Origin of the sequence: Prosthecobacter sp., assembly GCF_014879935.1 — a bacterium.
GTDB lineage: Bacteria > Verrucomicrobiota > Verrucomicrobiia > Verrucomicrobiales > Verrucomicrobiaceae > Prosthecobacter.
Window position 1 is genome coordinate 23911 of sequence record NZ_JACSRD010000179.1, and the last position, 18833, is coordinate 42743.

Genomic DNA, 18833 nt, shown 5'->3' on the forward strand with positions numbered 1-18833 from the left:
CTTATTCGCGGGTGACGGTTTCATCCAGATTGAGCAGCGTTCGGGCGGCATTGAGAGTGTCGAGCTTCTTCAGGACAGCGAGCTCGTCAGGTTTGGGGGAGCGTGAGGTGCAGCGTTTGAAGGCGGCTTCGAGGCCATCCTTTTTGATGATCTTTTCCAGAGCGGTCGCGAACTCGTAGAACCCGGGATCGTTCATCAAGGTGAGTGCTTGCAGCGGCGTGTTGCTGCGGATGCGGCGCGTGCAACTATTGAAGCCTTCAGGGGCATCGAACACGGTCAGTTCCGGTGGTGGCGAGGCGCGATAGACGAAGGTGTAGAGACCACGACGGTATTTGTCCTCCCCTTTGCTCACGGTCCAGACACGCTTCACCTGCCCCTGGCCCATCACGCCATCGGGAATAGGCGGATAGACGGGCGGCCCGCCGAGCTTGGTGGAAAGCAGCCCGCTGGCGGACAAACTCACATCACGCACGAGTTCGGCATCCAAACGCAGGCGGGTCTGGCGGGCCAGAAGGTAGTTGTTCGGGTCCTTTTCGACCAGTTCAGGCGTGTTGGCCGAGCTTTGGCGATAAGTGTGTGAGGTGACGATGAGACGGTGCAGTTGCTTGAGGCTCCACTTTTTCGCCAGCAGCTCCTTCGCGAGCCAGTCGAGCAGTTCAGGATGGCTGGGCAGCGTGCCTTGCGATCCGAAGTCGTTCTCCGTCTCGACAATGCCACGGCCGAAATACTGCTGCCACACGCGGTTCGCGATCACGCGTGGCGTGAGCGGATTTTGCGGGCTGACGATCCACTTCGCCAGATCGAGACGGTTTGGCTGCGGATTGGTCGTCTCGAACGCATGCAGCACCTTCGGCGTGCCAGGCTTCACCTCTTCATCGGGTCTGGTGAAATCACCTTTGATGAACACCGTCGTCTTGCGCGGCGTGGCGAGTTCTTTGAGCACCATCGTCGTCGTGCCTTTGTTCAGCAGCGTGTCGAGCTCCCGGTGGCGGTCGCCGAGGATGCGGATGGGATCACTCGGCTGGGTGAAAACGCCGAAGATGACGAGGTTGTCGGCGAGCGAACGCTTCGCCACAGGTTTGGCGACCGCCTTGTTGACTGCGGCGGAGAGTTTCGCGCGAAAGTCGGGCGACATGTCCTTCTCCCACGCGGTTTCCTCGTTGTAGCGCTCCTTGATGAGCGTGGTGAGCTTCTTCTCCACGTCTTTGAATTCCGCCATCAGCGTCTTCACGTTCACCTTTGGATCGAAGACCTTCAACTCGGGCTCGTCCTGGTTGTTCAGGAAGGCGAAGAGGCGGTAGTACTCCTTCTGCTCGATGGGATCGAATTTGTGATCGTGGCATTGGGCGCAGCCAATCGTGAGCCCCAGCCACACCGAGCCTGTGGTGGCGACACGGTCGAAGATGCTGTCGATGCGGAACTGCTCCTTGTCGATGCCGCCCTCCTGATTGATCTGCGTGTTGCGGTGGAAGCCGGTGGCGATCTTCTGGCTCTCGGTGGCATTCGGCAGCAGATCACCCGCGAGCTGCTCGATCGTGAACTGATCGAAGGGCATGTCCCTGTTCAGCGCATCGACCACCCAGTCGCGGAACTTCCAGATCTGACGCGGGGCATCAATGGAGTAGCCGTTCGAGTCCGCGTAACGCGCCTGATCCAGCCACCAGCGGCCCCAGCGTTCGCCATAGTGCCGACTTTTCAACAGACGATCAACGAGGGCACGATAGGTCCCATCGGCATCTTTGACCGAGGCCTTCACAAAGGCATCCACCTCGGCGGGTGTCGGCGGCAGACCGGTCAGATCCAGCGACACGCGACGAATCAGCGTCGCAGCATCGGCGGCTGGCGATGGTTTCAGGCCGTTCTCCTCCAGCTTCTTCTCGATGTAGTAATCGATGGGATTGGCTGTGGGCGGGTGCAGCGAGGCATTCTTCTTCGGCGGTTCGAAGGCCCAGTGACGCTGGTATGTCGCACCTTGCTCGATCCAGGCTTTCAAAATCTCACGCTGTCGGGCATTGAGCGGCGGCTTGTGCGACTTCGGCGGCGGCATCACCTCGTCCTTGTCGTCGCTGATGATGCGCTGCCAGGCATCGGATTTCGCCAGATCGCCAGGCACGATGCCGCGTGAGCCGTCGCGATCCGCCGTGGCACCATCAAACGTGTCCAGCCGCAGGCCGCCCTCGCGATGTTTCGGGTCGAAGCCATGGCAGGCGAAGCAGTTCTCCGACAGGATCGGGCGGACATCGCGATTGAACTCGATCTTTGCCGGCGCGGCATGGAGTGATGACGCGAAAGCGATGGTGATGGGGATCAGAACGGAACGATTCATTGAAGAAGGCTGTAATACGCGATGCGGACGCTGCGTCTGGCGGCTGGCGGGCCGTTCAGAAGCTTTGTCTGCTGCTGGATTCCGGGTTCGCGCCCGGATCTCACACGAAATTCCGAATTTTTTCTGTGAGAACTCGCAGCGAACACGAAATTGACCGGCAAATGCTCGAATCCGACCAGCTCAACGCAAGTCTTGACCATGTCCTCCGCGGACAGCCGGACGCGTTTCTCGCGATCGTGCGTGCTTACGGCCCGGGACTCCGAGCCTACCTCGCCAGCCAGTTGTTTCACATCGACGAGGTGGACGACATCGCACAGGAGACCTTCATCGCCGCTTATCGCAGTCTGAACTCATTCCAGCGTGGCCACGACTTCGGCGCCTGGCTGCGTGGCATCGCGCGGAACAAGCTGCTGCGCTTCTTTGAGCAGACGAATCGCCGCAGCGTGCAATTGGAAAACTTCCGCCATGAAGCGGCCAGCCTTTTGCAGGCGGAGCTGGAAGACACGGCTGCCAGTGTGAAGTCGGAGCAGCTGCAGGCGATGCTTTCGTGCATCACCCGGCTGCCGGATCGCATCCGTCACGTGGTTCGTTCGCTTTTGGATGGCAGCAAGGCCGCCGCATTGGCCGAGGAGATGCGCACCAGCACCGGTGCGATCTATCAACTGCAATACCGTGCCCTCGGCATGCTGCGCGAGTGCATCAATCAGGAGCTTGCGCATGAACCCTGACCTCCAAGACGCCCTCATCGCCTGGCAGGGCGGCGAACTGCCTCCCGGCCGCGTCGATACCCTGCTCGAAAAGCTGCGTGGAGATGCGCAGTTCCGCCAGGCACTCGCGACCGAGGTGTGGACGCTCTCATTGACCAAAGTGGCGCAGGCGCCTGATCCGCGCTGGATCGCGTTGCACGAGGAGATCGGGCTCGTTGATCGGCAGTTCACCGTCGTGGATGGCGGATTCGAGGCCTCGCTGATGCAAAACGTGCGTCGTGAGCCGCTGCGTTTTGTGAACGCCTGGTGGCGCTGGGCGGCGGCAACCGCTGCCGCCGCGGTGGTCGTTTTGTCAGCCACGCTACTGCTTCAACACAGCGAAAGTGAGACGATCGTGAAGGAAACTCTTGCCGTGCTGGTCCCGGACTCGGAATCGAGTCCAAGTCGTGCCTTGAGCGCAGGACCACTGCGGCTGGCGGATGAACGCGTGCGCCTGCTCTTCACCAACGGCGTGATCGTGGACATCGAAGGACCTGCGGACCTGAATCTGCTCAGCGTCAGCCGTGTGATCTGCCACGAAGGCAAATTGCGCACGCAGGTGCCGAAGGGTGCGGAAGGTTTCTGTGTGGAGACGCCACGCGGCGCGGTGACGGATCTCGGCACGCAACTGGGCATCGCCGTGTCGCGACAGGGAAAGACGGATGTGGATGTGTTCGAAGGCCAGGCGGAGCTTTCCGTGCGCATTCCAGGCCAGGAAGGCCTGCGCACGGCCGTGCTGAACCAGGATGACAGGGCCAGCGTAAATCCCGGCACGGGGGAGATTCGTGCGACGGATCAGTCGGTGCTCATGGAAGCGACAGAACCGCAGACACGGCGGCTGAGATTGCGGGAGGATTACTCGCAACGCATTCTGGCAGCCAAGCCCGCGCACTACTGGCGCCTGAATCGCGAAGTGGCGGGAAATATTCCGAATGAGGTGCCAGACGCGCCCGCCTTGGTGATCGTGGGAGGCGTTCGTGTCCAGGAGGACGCGCACGGTTTTGCCAGCGCTCGTTTCGGAGCTCGCCAGCAGCCAGGCGTGCTGGTGTCCGAACAGCCGTGGAAGACACCGGCTGAAGGTTATGCCATCGAGTTCTGGTTCACGGCTGAGACGCTGGATCAGATGGCTTTGGCCGCGCTGACCACGCTGGAGCCGCTAAGGCCACACCTGGCGCTGGTGGAGCTTGGCGGCCGTCGCCCCGGTGAGTCCACAGCGGCAGGCACGCTGCGTTATCTGCTGCGCTGGCCGGCAGGACATCGCGATGGCATGAACTTGTTCTCCGCGGCCACGGCGGCCTTGCCTTATCAGTGGCATCACCTCGTGGCCCAGCAGCGTGCAGGCCGGATGGAGATGTTTCTCAATGGGAAATCGATCAGTTCAGCGATGGCGGACGATTCGCCGCAGGCGTCGGAGGCACTGTTGCAATTCGGATCGCTGGAACTGCGGCCAGCGCAGGACCCCGCGAAGCTGCGCAGGCCTTTTGCGGGCCGCATCGCCGAGATCGCTGTCTATGATCGCGTCCTGAGTGCCGCCGAGATCGGCAGTCATGCGGCCTCCAGGTGATCGCAGATGGCCGATCAGGTCATCAGGCCATCGATGTTGATGAGGAAAAGCTGGCGGCCGTTCGCGCCATCGGGGGCGTCGATGCAGACGAGTTTTTCATCGCGACTGCTGCGTGGATGGGAGTCGCAGCGCCATTCCCCTTTGTATTCGGGCGGCTGGACAAAATGGCCGAGGTCGATGCGCTTCTTTGAAGCGATGTGATACAGATGCGGCGTCTGGATGCGGCGCACACCCTGCGCGTAGGTGTCATTCAGGATCCACTCGTTGTTGTGGAGGTAAGTAAGATGGCCGGCCTTGTCCAAGATGCCGTGACCGATCTCCTCGACGATGCCGCTGTCCTTGTCTTCGAAGAGGAAATCACCCCAGTCGGTGTTTCCCAGCCAGTTTTTTGCCTGCGAGAGGATGTGCGTGGCATCACGCCAGATGAAATGGGACGCGTAGCCGTTCGGGATGACGATGCGCAAGTCGCTGCCGTCCATGTTCGCCGTGATCAGGCGTGTGAGATGGCCGCCCTTCGGCTGCGTCCAGCGATGCAGCATGATGAAGCGCTTCCCATCCGGCCCCACGAGCAGGTGATACGCGTGATGTTTCGAGTCGGGATGGTTCTCCATCACCGGGCCCGTGTTCGCCAGCGTCTTGTGGCTCACGATGAGCTTCTCCACGCCGGTCTCGAGGTTCACATGCGTCACTCCGCTGCCCTCGGGAGCCATCTCGTCGAAAAAGCGGTCCTTGATGCCTGCATAGCCATATCCTGGCCGACAATCCGCCACGCGGGAGAAGTCGCAGCTCACGCCTTCTTTGCCGTTCGGGCTCAGAGCGTAGATCGGAAAGGGCAGCGTGTGCTTCTCCATCGTCTTCACATCGAGGACGTGGCTGACGAACTTGTCCTTCTCGCGGTCGTTCCAGATCACCTTCGATTGCGTGCCGGGAATCCATTGCAGCATGCAGCCCTGCTGCCAGCACCAGGCGTTCGACTTGCCCAGCGGAATCCATTTGTCGCCCTCCTGGAGGTCCACCATGCCGACCTCGATCACGTCATCCGCCGTGGGTGAGCGATGTTCGAAGTTCACCTTGTTGCTGAGCACGAAACGGTTGTCCGGCGAGAACTGCAGCTTGTCGTAATAGGCGAACCAGTGGAACCCGGGGCCTCGGGTGATTTTGCGTGTCGGCGGAAAGCCCGGTGCGTCCTGGCCGCGTGCGGCGAAGGGGGCGAGAGCGAGGGTGGACAGAAACTGACGGCGGCTGGGAAGTGAATTCATGGGTGTGGAGAAGTTGGCGGGAATTAACGGGTCTGCAATTCGCTGAACGGCACGCGGTGCTCAATGCGGGTCAGGCCTTCCTGGTCGATGACTTTCACCGTGATTGTCGAGGACGGCCAGTCGATGCGCAGATGGCCCACGCTCGGCAGATGCCACGTTTGGGGCACGATGCGGTGCTTGTTCGGCGTCGGCGTGCCACGGGGATGTTTCTGCGTCATCGAGCTGGAGGTGAAATCGAAAACGCCGTTGTGCGAAAACTCGCACCAGTGCCGGTCCCCGCTCAAAACTACAGCCTTGTGACCTTTGAGGAGCGAAAGGAGCCTGCGCTGCTCATGCGGGAAGTTGGCCCAGCATTCGCCGCCATGTGCTTCAGGAGCGAATTGAATGCTGGAGACGACGATTCGCAGTTCCGCAGGCTCCTGGAGGGCCTTTTCGAGCCAGGCCCACTGTGCTGCGCCGAGCATGGTGGTCGTTTCATCGTCTGTAGGCACCGAAGTGCCACCTAGCATCGCTTTGTCCTTTGGAACCTTCTTCAGCGGGCTGCGGAAGTAACGTGTGTCGAGCAGGATGACCTGCGCACGCTTTCCGTCGGGCCCGAAGGTCTGGGAGTGATACACGCCCTCCTGCCTCCGCCGCGGCGAGCCGGGCGGTTCATCGAGCCAGTTCCAGAACTCGGCCTGCGCCTCCTTTTTGATCGTGCAATCGGCCCCGCCGTCGTTCAGACCGAAATCGTGGTCATCCCACGTCGCCAGGACCGGTTTGTTCCTCAGGCCGTGGAAGAAGCGGCTGTTTTTCAGCAACGCATACTTTTCCTGCATCATCGGAATGCCGCCTTTGTCCGCATAAATGTTGTCACCCATGAAGACGAACAGGTCACGCGGCAGCGTGAGCGTGCGGTCGAGCATGGGATGATCATGCGTGTCGAGACAGGAGCCGAAGATGACGTGCTCCAGCGGCTGCTCATCGCCCGCATGCGCGGCGAGCATTCCGAGGGCGGGAAGTCCGGCGATGAACTGGCGGCGATGGAGGGAGGTGACTGGCTTCTTCATGGTTTGGAGGCGAATTCTTCGATGGTGCGGCGCGCATTCTCACGCTCGATACACGGGCCGCACAAGCTCAACAATTCACGCGCCTCCTGCACGGAGCCGCCGTTCGCGGCCCGCCTCCAGGCCGCGGTGGCGGAAAAAGCGTCGCGCAATGGACCGGCGGGCAGTTGACGGATCATTCCAAGGAGCTCACCGAGGTTCCTCACCTGCTCGCCAAGCACTCCCCCGAGTGTGGCGCTGGCCTTTTGCAGATCAGGATTATTCGCGTGGCTCACCAGCCAGCGCAGCGCTTCGTCCGGTTTGTCACTGGCGAAGGCCGTGATCCAGACGTCAGACAGCAACTCGATGCGCTCCGCCTTGTCCGGCATTTGCAGGATGAGATCCATCGCCTGGGAGCGATCGATCCCGGATTTGTCCTGAAAGCAGACAGTCTCGAGGAGCCGTTTGCGCAGCACGGGGTCATCCATTTGCAAAGCCGCCGCAAAGGCGGCCTGCGGATCGGCTCGCCCCCATGCGGAAGCGATCTGATCCAGCGCCTTGTATCGCAAAAAGGGATCTTCGAGCTGTGCGGCCCATGCAGCGTAGCCAAGCGGATCTTTCTCCGCGCCATTGGCCAGCAGGGATTCGATGCCGGTTTCCTGCAACACGGGATCGTCTTCCACGGCTGTCACCCATTTCCATGCGGCGGTGGCGTCCGTCCTGGCCCACTCGAACAGAATCCGCCTCAACGCCATGTCCTTGAGCTGCGGGGAGGTGATGGTTTTCATGGCGGCGAGCGCGGCGTCTCGATCCAGTCCGGTCCAGCGCATGAACAACACTTCGACCGCCCGGCCTCGGACATCGGGATAGCGTGATCCAAGGATGACTTGCAGCAAGCCCGGCAGTTCGTCGATGCCAGCTTTCTCCACGACCATGAACACATCCGGCCAGCGCTGCGGATTCAAGCGCTGTGCCAGCAACTCCGCCCAGGACAAAGGACGGGCCGAAGCAGATGGCGGCGGCGATGCGGCCACTTTCATCGACACAACTGCCTGCTTCGCCTCCACAGGAGCCGGACGGGCCGTGGGACTCTCTGAAGACACGAGCCAGAACCCTGCGAACGCCGCAGAAACGTGCAGCAGGACCTGAAGCCCCAGCTTCATGGTGCAACCTCCAGCCCGTAGGTCTTCAGAAGCTCCGTCCGCATCTCGTGGTCCATGAGTTGTTTCGCCACAGCACCTTGAAGCCATGCAAGCGCGGCATTCCGATCGGTTTCCAGCCAGTGCTCCACGTGATTCAGGGCATGCTCTTCGCGGATGTCCTGACTCTGGATTCGGGCATCCAGTTCGAGGCCAAACGGCGGGTCGGTCATGCCCATGATCCACGCGTAGCCACCAAGCATATCATCACGCCGCCCCGGATCAGTTTCAGCCGCGAGCTGTCTTTCGATGGCTTGCGGATCGATGTCGGCGAGCTGCATGCCCAGCTTCCACTCGACTGAAATCGCACCCTGATGAGGTTTTGTGCCGTCATTGATCACAGCCAGGATGGCTGCCGTGTTCCGCCAGGAGCCGGCCTGGGCCGCAACCGCAACCAACCCTTCGGCCAGATACGCCCGCCCCTTGGTGTCCAAACGGGATGCGAACGTTGCGACACGTTCCGCCGGCAACTGGGCGAGGCCAAAGGTTGCTGTGCTGAGAAGCAGGACATTGTTCATCCGGCCCTCGGGCAGCGTTTCCAGGAAGCGCAATACCCCTTCCGAGTCGTGGCGACTCCATTCGGAGATCAGTCTGTTCATCGCCTGGTCTGCCATCTCGCCCGGACGCAGGCTCCGAACGATGCGGGCCAGCACCTGCGGATCGAAGCGGCGAAAATTTTTCAAACACTCCAACGCGATCTGACCACGCTGCTCGTCCGTGATCTGGGCATCAGTAAGAAACAAAGTCTCCGCCGCGGCAGCGTCGCCTTTGTTCATCCGGCTCCACACCCACTCCATCGAAGCCGCGACACTGGGGAAGGGCGGCGGCGGCTCGTAAAGGAGATCGACCGACGCAGGCTGGGCGGCCTTCATCGGCCGCTGCTTCGCCACCGTTGGTTCGGCAGCGAGTGGCTCCGGCCGCTCCCACCTGCCCACACCCGCCCCGAGCAAGGCGCACAGGGCGGTAGTGAAGATTGTCCGTGGGAGGTGACGCATGAGCCGCGCTGGAACGATCAACAGGAGAGGCAGCTTAGCAGTTCAAGGAGCGGAGCTTCCCGAACCCATCAGGCATCCCGGCTCTTGATAAGTCCACCTCTTGATTTCAACGCGGTGCCTTCAGCTTCGCATCGAGCTCCTCCAGGGTGAAACGAACGCTGACGACGTAGGCTTCCTCGCCCTCGGTCCAGTGGCCATAGGTGGTGGTGACGAAGGTGCCGTCGGGCAGCAGCTCCACGCCCGGGTAAGTGGTGTCCTGGCCCTTCTTGTTGTCCATGATGCGCACGCGGTACTGGCCTTCTGTGCCGTTCACAATGTCGTCGTATTTGCCGACCCAGCCCACCCAGTCGCCCTTGGTTGCGCTGACGTGCGTGGTGTCGCGGAAGCTGATGAAGAGGCGACCATCGGGCGCATACTTCGCCACGTGGCGATCGCCGGTGAGTGAGGCGGGCAGTTCTTTCGGCTGTGACCAGGTGAGGCCCTCGTCGTCGCTGAAAATGACGAAGGAATTGTACTTCCGGCTGTTTTCGCGCAGCAGCACGGCGATCTGTTTGCCATCGGGCGAGCGCAGAGCGCCCGGCTCGCAGAGATTCGCGTCGGGCAGCATCGCGATGGGCACGGGCACGCTCCAGGTGAGGCCTCCATCTTTGGAAAGGCAGGTGTAAACCCAGAAACGCCATGGCTTGGCGGTGGAGGACGAGTACTCCGGCACGTGCGGGCTTTTGATGCGGTATTTCTCCACCTCGCCACCACGGATGAAGCGGCCGTCATCGTGGAAAAACGCGAGGTAGTGCCCCGGCGTCTTCAAATCGATCACCGTGGCCATCGTGACCACGCCACCGAAGTCGCCGATGGGTTTCAGCTCGCCCCAGTTCGCGCCATCATCCTCGCTCACGGCCATGCGGATGGGATACAGACCGCTGAACATGATGAGGCGCTTTCTTCCGGCTGAATCGACGGTGCGATGAAGCGTGGGCACTTCGAGGGAGGTCTCCCAATTCTTCGGCGTGGGCAGGCGATCACTCCAAGTGAGCCCGGCATCGTAACTGCGCTTGTACACGATGGCGCCGCGGCCGTGGCCCTTCGGATAGACAGTGAGCATCGTCTTGTTGTCCTCCAGCAGCACCGTGGTCGGATGCCCCAGATACTGCCCCTTTTCACGATCCACGACCACCTGACGTTGCGTCTCGGCGCTGATATCGACGACGGGGATCGTGTAGCCAGGTGGCAGTTTCGTTTTCAGATTTTTGGGCGGCGTCAGCGTGACATCCGCCTGTTGCAGCTTGGTCTGCGCAAAGGCAGGGGTGAAGGAGGACAGCAGGGAAAACGCGATGAGAATGGGCCTGGCATGCATGGTCTGAGCCTTACGCTCCCCGGGCCCTCGTCTTTGTCCTTTGCGTCTGGTCCTCCCACAATACCACGGCCTGCGCCGGTTTGGTCGGCGCTGTGTCTTGGTCAAAGTTTCGCCCGTGGGTCGATCCCATAAGTCCCACCGGGCTCCTCCACCGGCAGCCTTGGTTTGGAAGAAGCGGGCCTGTCCTCGGCGAACCAGCGGTTCCGCTCGAAACGAAACGTCCCGGGGGACGTGGCGTCGCTCATGTTGATGTCGATACCCACCTGTGTGCGGCGAAAGACGACCTTGTTGTCCTTCACCAGCACATTGCGGCACTGTACGAATCCAGGTTCGCGGGTTTCCTGCAGAATGCGGAAGATCCACTTCGTCGGAAACAATATCGTGTTGCTGCTGAACTCCGCCCCATCGACACCGACGAACGCTGCGGCGCAGACGCTGCCTTCGATGACGTTTTCACGCGCGATAATCCGTGCCGCCTCATGCTTCGCTCCCGGTGGACGGAAATATTCGAGGCCCGTGGAGCCGCCGATGTTCAGCGGACGCTCGCCCGCGTTGGTGAAATGGCATTTCTCGACAATCACATCGCTCGTGCCGCCTTTGAGCTGAACAGCGGCGCTGGCCGTGAACCCATCTTTGCCGATGAACTTGCATCCGGTGATCAAACTGTGATGACATCCGACAAAGTCGATCCCCTGCCCTCCCCAGCCGGTGATCGTGCAATCGCGGATCGTCAGCTTGTCGAGCCCGGAGCACTTGATGCCATCGTGATTGCCCTGCGGGCCGATGTCGCTGATCTCAACGTTTTCGAGCGTGATACCCGTCACTGGACTCGCCAGATCGCCACCGTCGTCGAGATTGAGCCCGTTGCCGGTTTGACCGCTGACACGGATGTTTCGCAGCGTGAGGCCGAAACAGCGTGAGAAGTGCCACGCATTGGCCCCGCCCTTGAAATGGGGTGGTTTTTTCGGTTCTAGCGCCTCAATCGTGAGCCTTTCGACGCTGCTCACATGATGACCGCCAGGATAGTCACCGGGAGCGATTTTGAGCACCATTCCTGGCTTGAGACCGCTCAACGCGGCAGGCAATTCGCCTGGATTGTGCACGATCACCTCGGCACTCCCTGCGGAAGCGGCCGCCATCAAGAACGGAATGAACTGCCGCATGCTTCAAACCTCCTCCAGCATCATCGTCGCATCGCCAAACGTCTTCGGTCGCACGTCCATCTTGTCCATCATCGACATGAAAAGACGGCAGAGCTGGCGCTCGGGCTTGTCTTTGTAGTCGAGCACGCGACCGCTCATCAAACGTCCGCCCGCGCCGCCGAGGACGACGACGGGCAGTTCGTCGTTGTTGTGCTTGGCGCCGACCATCATGCTGGAGCAGTGCATGAGCATGGTGTTGTCGAGCAGTGTGCGCTCGCCCTCCCGGATGCTGTCGAGTTTGCGTGCGATGTAGGCGAGCTGCTCCATGAAGAGCTGGTTCACCTTGAGGTAGTCCTCGCCGTCGCTGTGCGAAAGCAGGTGGTGGATCATGTAGTCGATGCCGTGGCCGGGCTGCTGCACGCTGGGCAGATTCGGGAAACGCAGGGCACTGTGGTCGTTGTTGAGCTTCAGTGTGGTGATGCGTGTGGTGTCGGTCTGGAAACCGAGCACGAGGATGTCACACATGAGCTTCATGTGCTCGGCGATGTCCTGCGGGATGCCGTCGGCAGGACGCTGCATGTTCGGTTTGTCGAGCGTGGGCCGCCAGCCTTGCAGTTCGCCGCGTTTGCCGGCGTTTTCGATGCGCTTCTCCACCTCGCGCACGCTGTCGAGATACTCGTCGAGCTTGCGTTGATCGATGGCGCTGATGTCGCGCCGCAAATCCTGCGCATCGGCCAGCACGGCATCCAGCACGCTCTTGTCGGCGGGCGAGGCATCGTCTTTAAAGAGACGATCAAAGGCCAGCGCGGGGTAAAGCTCCAGCGGCGTCGGCGTGGTCGGCGAAGACCACGAAATGTGCGAGCTGTAGAGCATCGAGTAGTTTTTGTGCACCGAGGGGTTCGACTTCTCGCACGCGAGCACGAGGCTCGGCACCTTCGTGGAGCGTCCGTAGGTCTGGGCGAGCATTTGATCGAAGCTCGTGCCGCTGCGGATCTCGCCACCGCTCGCGATGGGGGCGCCGGAGAGCATGTTTCCGGTCTGCGAGGAGTGAATGTTCCCTTTGCGCGCCTCCTCATGATACAATCCGCGCACAAAGAGCAGTCGCTCGCGAAAGTCCTTCAGCGGCTCCAGCACGCGGCCAAGCTCCATCGCCTTCCCCTCGCCCTTCGCCCACCATTCCTTCGATTGGAAGCCGTTGCCCGAGAAGGTCACGCACAAGCGCACCGGAGCTTCGCTCGCCGGTTTGTTCTTCTTCGGCTCATCGCCCCAGACATTGACGGATTCCATCCACGGCAGCGCCATGGTAACGCCTGCTCCACGCAGGAAGGCTCGACGGGAGAATTGATGGCTTTTCATGTTCATGAATCAGTGGTTGGCCGTGAATTCTTTCCCACGCACCTCGCGGAACTGCCGGCTGCGGACGATCATCTCCACCAGCGTGCCAAAGCGGAGGTCGCTCTTCACCATCTGCTCGATCAGCGGCTTGTCGGAAAGCTGCACACCGCGGCCCAGCGCATAGCCGAGCAGTTTCCGGCAAAACTGGCGCGTGAAGTCATCCCGGCGATTCGTGAGGAGGTAGTCGCGAAGGCCCACGAGGCCATCGATGGCGCTTCCATCGGGCAAAACGGTCTTGGTATCGGCTTTTCGAGCACGACCGATGGCGTCGAAGCCTTCGAGGGCGAAGCCGTAAGGATCGATGCGCTTGTGGCAGCCCATGCAGTTCTCATCGCGGCTGTGTCGCTCGATGAGTTGACGTTCAGTGAGGTCAGTGGGGGCTTCCTCAGGCAAAACGGGCACGCCTTTCGGAGGAATGGGCAGTTTTTCACCGAGCACGATCTCGGTGAGCCAGGTGCCGCGCAGGATGGCGCTGTTGCGTGAGGCTCCGGCTTGTTTGGCGAGCGTGGCGGCGAAACCGAGGATGCCGCCGCGGCCCTGGGCATGCAGACCGTCGATGCGACCGTAGCTCGAATCTCCAGATTCGCGGTCTGGGGGAACGACTTTGGAAAGTCGTTCTACGTCCAATCCATAGTGCTTCGCGAGTTCCGCATTCACAAAGGTGTGATCCGCATCCAGCAGGCTCACGATGCTGCGATTGTTCTGGATGAGGTCGATGAAGAAGCGGGTGACTTCCTCCTGCATGTCATCGCGGAGGTCGAGGAAGGTGGGGAAGTGGCGTTCGCTTTTTTCTTCGAGCGTGGCGACATCGCGTACGTGCAGGTATTGGCAACCGAACTCGAGGGCCAGACGGCGCACTTTGTCGCTCCTTAGCATGCGCCTAGTTTGCTCAATAAGGTCATTCAGGTCACTGGATCTCAGCTCCTCATCCGGTGCGGAGGACCATAAAAAGTAACTGAGGCGTGTGGCGAGCTCCTGAGTGCTCACGGGAGCTGTTTTGGCCGGTACTTTCTCGCCGCGATACAAAAACGCGGGCGAAGTCAGCACTCGCACGAGCATGAGACGCGGATCAAAGGCTCGCAGACCGCTGATCTCTTTTTCGGTGAGAGGACGTCGCCAGGCTTTCTCCGCAAAGGCCAGCACGGCGGCCTTTTGAGGCTCGATGGCGGCCTTCTGCTGTGCTTTGAACTTCGCGGCGGCTTTCAGGATCGGCTCGCGCATGGGCTCGAAGGCGCTGGGCTTCGCATCCTGGGTTGCGAACTGGAAAAGCTGCTCAAAGACGTCCACCTGCTTCAGCGGAGCCTCGCTGACGAAGAGCAATTCATCCCACAAGCGGTCGAGTTCGCTCGATTCGGCCTTGGAGAGCATCAGACGGCGCAAAGGTTCGTCCTCGCGATGAAACAGCGTCAGCGTGACCACTTCATCCACCGGCACGATCTTGGTGTAGCAGAGCGCGATGGGGAAAAGAGCGCGGAAGTCGTCGAAAGCGGCCTCAAAGCGTGTGCGGGGCACGCTGGCGTCATTCACGATGATCGGGGCGGTATGCTGCGTGATGAGGTTGTTGTCGCTCCACCGGCCATTTTTGACCGCCGACTCCGCTTTGCCGGCGACAAGGCTCACGTTGACAGCCGGCTTTTGCATGAGCACCTGCATCTGCACGCTGCCGTGGGTTTTGGAGGCCAGTTTGCCAGTGACGACGAACTCGGTGCCATTCGCGAGGGCCGCGGGGGTTTGGATTTCGAGGATGGAAGGCGCTTTGGCGGTGGGGTTGGACGGGAATGACGTAGCTGACCCGATTGACAGGAATGGGCGAAGAAGCGGTGACGTGAGTGGGAAGTCCTTCTCCAAATACTGCCGCACTTTCATGGCGAGTTCCGGTGAAGGCTTTTTTCGCCATTCGGCGATCGGTGCAGGCACATCCGGCGCGGCTTCGAGGGTGGCGGGTTGGCTGAGGAAGTGCCACGCGCCATGAGGATTGCCCTTCAAGATGTTTGGCGACACCTCCTTCGCGAGGTCCCAGGTCTTCGAGCCATCGCTGAGGGTCAGATTCACGGCGGTGAGGTCACAGACGTGGTTGCCATCACGTGGACCGATGACCAATGCGACAACCTGACCCGCCTCGACGCGCACGTTCTCAAACGGCCCCAGCTTTTGCTCCGCCGCAGATTTCGCCACACCGCTGGCGAGCACTTCGCTCGTGTGGCCGCGTCGCACCTCAAGCGCCCAAGTGACGCCGTTGCCGCATTCGGGGTGCGCATCGGTCACATCACCCTGGATGCGCAGGCTGCCGGCCTTGTCGCAATGCCAGGCGATGACTGAGGCACGCGTCGGGGAAGGATGCGTGGCGACGCTGTGCGCCTTCATCACGCCCGGCGTGCGCACGGTGGCGTCGGAGGAGTTGGCGAGCACGCTGAGCGCCTGCTCGCCCTGCCAGCCCTGGATGAAGTTGTAGTCCGGGGTGCTCTTGAGTTGTTTCGTGAGCAGCGGTTCGAGATTCGTCGTGCCGTAGCCGAGGTATTCACGCCACGCGGCCATCAAAGCAGGGTCCGCATCGCTTTTGCCATTCGCGATGGCATTCAGGCACTGCTCGGTGCTTGCGATGATTCTCTCACGCTGCGCTTCGAGGTGCTTCAAGAGCGCGGGAAGACCATGGATCGGCAAATCGGGCCTGCCGGGAGCAACAAGGCGTGGATTTTGCCAGATCACCTCATCCCCATCGCTGCCGTCGCCTGCATCGGTGGTGGTCAAATAGAGCGTCACATCGCGATCCGAGGTCAGCTTGACGCGCATTTCATGTTCCGGCACCAGTGGCGTCACAGGCTCCTGCCAGGCCTTCGGGCCGTTTTCTTTGCCGATGTGGCCTACGCTGGCGAATCGCCACAGAACCTGCTGCCAAGGCTCGATGTCGGCTGCGTTGAGCTTTTTCGCCCGGAACTTCGCCCGCAGCGGATCGAGTAAAATGGATGGTTTTGTGCTCGTGAGTGCCGCGCGGAGTATTTGCAGGTATTTCGGGCTCAAGCTGTCCGCGCTGCCACGGCCTTGAAGCGCATCGAGATAGCGCGGGAGCGGCAAACGACCGCCGGCATTCGTGTCAAACTTCACGCCTTGCAGATTCATCGCCTGAGCGCCGCCGGCGGTGCTGTAGCGTGCGTAAAAAGAGCGGATCATCGCCAATGTCTCGTCCGTCCAATCTTGAGCCGAAGTGCTGGCGGACCAGTGCATGCCGTGCGGCGTGAAGACCGCGTGACTCGCGATCTCTTTCGCTGCGTCGAGATACTTCGTGAGCAAGGCGGGCGACATCACGAGCGCCGCTCCCGCATTCGTGAAACCTTCACCCGCCGCACCATCGATGGGAAACTCACGCGCTGGATCCAGCGACTCGATGCCGGTCAAATCACGCAGTGTGTAGGTGTATTCCATGTTCGACAGCCGCCGCAACACGACGGGTCCTGGATCGCCGGCATTCGCGAGAGCGATTTGATCCAAGGTGCCGCGCACCCAGTCGGTGAGCTGCTTTTTCTCCGCAGCGCTGAGTTGCTTCTCCTTCTTCGGCGGCATTTCGCCGAGCTGCATCTGGTCGAGCACGTTTTCCCAGACGTGCGGCTCTTTTTGAATGTCGGAGGCTTCGAGATCGAGATCGCCTTTCTGCTCTTTGGTCGAGTGACAGTTGAGGCAGTAGGTTTGGAGGATGGCTCGTGTCTCGACGGCATGTGTCGTGACTGCTACCAGGGGCAAAAGTAGTGCGAGGGAACAAGTCAGAACACTTGGATTCATGTTCTATTGAACGGATCTTAGGTCGATAAATCAGCTTTTTGTTTCGCCCACGATCACCACATCGCCCGACTGGAGCGGCGTCGCTTTGTTCTGGAGGTCGAGGGGCTGCTTCTTGCCCTTTCGTTCCAGAGTCACCTCCTTTGTGTCGGCACGCTGGGACAGCCCGCCGGCCGCCTGGATCAAGTCAGCCAAAGTCATTCCGGATTTGAGCGTGTATTTCCCTTGCCGCAGCACCTGGCCGAAAATCGTGACGGCAGGCTCGTCACTGGCTGGCGTTGGTTTGGGCCTGGCGGGCACCACTTCGCTTGCTTGGAAGACGAAAAAGATCAGGCGACCTGCCTTGTTCGACTTGGCCTCCACGAGGGTGTCAGATTCGGTTTCGTGAGGAATAAAGACACCCTCCGGCGAGCCCAGGCCGCCGATCACCACAGCCTCGCGTCTCGTGAGCACAAAGGAGCTTGTCATTTTCAGCGAGTGAAACACCGGCTGCTTCACTGCATTGGGTGTGACCACTTTCCCATCTTCCCGGGTGACCGGATCTCCATAGTTGATGAAGCCTTCAAACTCCGTGATTTCCGGCATCACCGTCAGTTGGACCTCGTCTTTCGTGAGAAGTTCGGGCACCACCTCGATGCGCACGCCCACCGGGCGCATTTCAAAAGCGGTCGGTGTCGTCGGGATGACGGTGTTGTCCTTGTCGATGTGCCTCGGCGGATCAAACTCGGTCGGGTAAATGAACTCGCGCACCATCTCCATCACCGCCTTCTGGCCGCTACGTGTGGTGATGGAAGGAGTGCTCATCAAATCCACCCCTTTCTGCTGCGAGAGGCCTCGAAGCAGCGTTTGAAGACTCGCCTCGGGAATCACACCAAGAGTCTGAAGTCCTTTGTTCTGACCATCCATGACCAGACCGGCCTGGGCGAGCACGGGCGAGTCCACCGGAACGCTAAAAACCTTCGCCTGCACCCAGATCTGCGCCTCAGAAGACGTGGACGGAGCTTCTTTCCGGCATGCCGTGAGCCCGGCCAGCAAACCACTGAGCATCAGCGCAAGCACCAGCAGCCCGGTTTTCTGCCAGCGGCTGAAACCCACGCGCCGCTCGGGACCCTGCAGGATGTTTTGCAGCCTGCCACGCATCAAACGAGCGCCACCCGATACCGACATCGCAAGAGCGAGCGGCAGCAGAGGCCGTCTGGAAACCGGCACAAGCGCCTCAACGGCTGCCAGCAGTTCATGCGCAAAGTCCGCCGCCTTCTGATCCCCGCGGCCCAACGCCAGATCGTCACAGGCCTGCTCGCGGGAACGTTGTGCGGCCCGTAGCATGATCCACACGACGGGATGAAACCACAACAGCACCGCCACCAAGGTCATGATCGCGGAGACCAGCACATCCCCCCGCGCGAGATGCGCCAGTTCATGCCGCAGCACGAGCCGCAGCCGGGCCTCCGGCCAGTCCACCGCCTCGCGCGTCAGCAGCAGCGTCTTTTGAGAAAACAGGCCCCAGGTCATCGGCACCCCGCAGGCTTCACTTTGACGCAAACAATCCGCCTCCAGCCTCAAGCCAAGCACGTCGGACTCTTCGCGAAAAACCGCCTTCAGCCGTTCATCGTGAACCTCCGCAGATTCGCTCCGCAGCCGACGCAGTGACTTTGCAGACCATCCGAGCAGGCCAAGACCAGCGGTCGCTCCGAGCAGCCAGACCATCCCCCACCACACCGGAGCCTGCTCCACCTCCAACAAGGTGGTCTTCACGGAGATGGACATGGCGAATGGATCGGCATTCGCCACTTCGACTACTGAGGAAGGCTTGCTCGATGACACGCTTTCAGGTGATTGGACGGGCATCAAACGCCAGCCGGGCACGATGAAGCCCGCCACAAGCAACAACGGCAGCGTCAGCAGAGCCACAGCCTGCACAAAATGACGCCGTGCAGCCGGTAAAGCGGGCCACAGGCTGAGCAAACCAGCGAATGCCAGCCACAGCGTGATCTGGAGGGACACATCCGCCAGCCAGGCAGGTGTGAAGGAGGTGAGCAGCGTGTTCATCAGCGTGG

The 18833-nt window shown here is 60.9% G+C and carries 12 protein-coding genes; 2 read left to right on the forward strand and 10 right to left on the reverse strand.

Annotation, left to right across the window (positions count from 1 at the left end; genetic code table 11):
- Position 1: 1 nt before the first annotated feature.
- The gene (locus IAE77_RS19205; protein ID WP_294230072.1) at positions 2–2326 is read right to left on the reverse strand and encodes a PSD1 and planctomycete cytochrome C domain-containing protein; all 2325 of its coding nucleotides are present in this window, start codon (positions 2324–2326) and stop codon (positions 2–4) included.
- Positions 2327–2487: 161 nt separating this feature from the next.
- Between IAE77_RS19205 and IAE77_RS19210 the strand changes: the two genes are divergently transcribed.
- Positions 2488–3054 (forward strand): sigma-70 family RNA polymerase sigma factor, encoded by a 567-nt coding sequence (locus tag IAE77_RS19210; RefSeq protein ID WP_294230076.1) that lies wholly within the window; start codon positions 2488–2490, stop codon positions 3052–3054.
- Complete coding sequence (locus IAE77_RS19215; RefSeq protein WP_294230079.1) at positions 3044–4636, forward strand: LamG-like jellyroll fold domain-containing protein; 1593 nt, start codon at positions 3044–3046, stop codon at positions 4634–4636. The genes IAE77_RS19210 and IAE77_RS19215 overlap by 11 nt, the downstream gene beginning before the upstream one ends.
- A 14-nt stretch (positions 4637–4650) precedes the next feature.
- Here IAE77_RS19215 and IAE77_RS19220 read toward each other — a convergent pair whose 3' ends face one another.
- From IAE77_RS19220 to IAE77_RS19260, 9 genes are all read right to left on the reverse strand, one after another.
- Positions 4651–5895 carry a hypothetical protein gene (locus IAE77_RS19220; protein WP_294230081.1) on the reverse strand — a complete coding sequence of 415 codons (1245 nt, stop codon included), beginning with the start codon at positions 5893–5895 and terminating at the stop codon, positions 4651–4653.
- A gap of 23 nt (positions 5896–5918) precedes the next feature.
- A complete protein-coding gene (locus IAE77_RS19225; protein ID WP_294230084.1) occupies positions 5919–6944 on the reverse strand; it encodes an alkaline phosphatase D family protein in 1026 nt (341 codons plus the stop codon).
- Positions 6941–8083, reverse strand: a complete 1143-nt coding sequence (locus tag IAE77_RS19230; protein ID WP_294230087.1) for a hypothetical protein — start codon at positions 8081–8083, stop codon at positions 6941–6943. The genes IAE77_RS19225 and IAE77_RS19230 overlap by 4 nt, the downstream gene beginning before the upstream one ends.
- On the reverse strand, positions 8080–9114 hold the full coding sequence (locus IAE77_RS19235; RefSeq protein ID WP_294230089.1) for a hypothetical protein: 1035 nt from the start codon (positions 9112–9114) through the stop codon (positions 8080–8082). The genes IAE77_RS19230 and IAE77_RS19235 overlap by 4 nt, the downstream gene beginning before the upstream one ends.
- 106 nt (positions 9115–9220) lie before the next feature.
- Positions 9221–10468 carry a sialidase family protein gene (locus tag IAE77_RS19240; RefSeq protein ID WP_294230092.1) on the reverse strand — a complete coding sequence of 416 codons (1248 nt, stop codon included), beginning with the start codon at positions 10466–10468 and terminating at the stop codon, positions 9221–9223.
- A 101-nt stretch (positions 10469–10569) separates the two neighbouring features.
- The gene (locus tag IAE77_RS19245; RefSeq protein WP_294230097.1) at positions 10570–11631 is read right to left on the reverse strand and encodes a right-handed parallel beta-helix repeat-containing protein; all 1062 of its coding nucleotides are present in this window, start codon (positions 11629–11631) and stop codon (positions 10570–10572) included.
- 3 nt (positions 11632–11634) lie between these two features.
- Positions 11635–12966 (reverse strand): DUF1552 domain-containing protein, encoded by a 1332-nt coding sequence (locus IAE77_RS19250; RefSeq protein WP_294230099.1) that lies wholly within the window; start codon positions 12964–12966, stop codon positions 11635–11637.
- 9 nt (positions 12967–12975) lie between these two features.
- Entirely contained in the window at positions 12976–16740 is a 3765-nt protein-coding gene (locus tag IAE77_RS19255) for a DUF1592 domain-containing protein (protein ID WP_294230102.1), read from the reverse strand.
- 69 nt (positions 16741–16809) lie between these two features.
- Entirely contained in the window at positions 16810–18825 is a 2016-nt protein-coding gene (locus tag IAE77_RS19260) for a M56 family metallopeptidase (RefSeq protein WP_294230105.1), read from the reverse strand.
- Between the last annotated feature and the right edge of the window lie 8 nt (positions 18826–18833).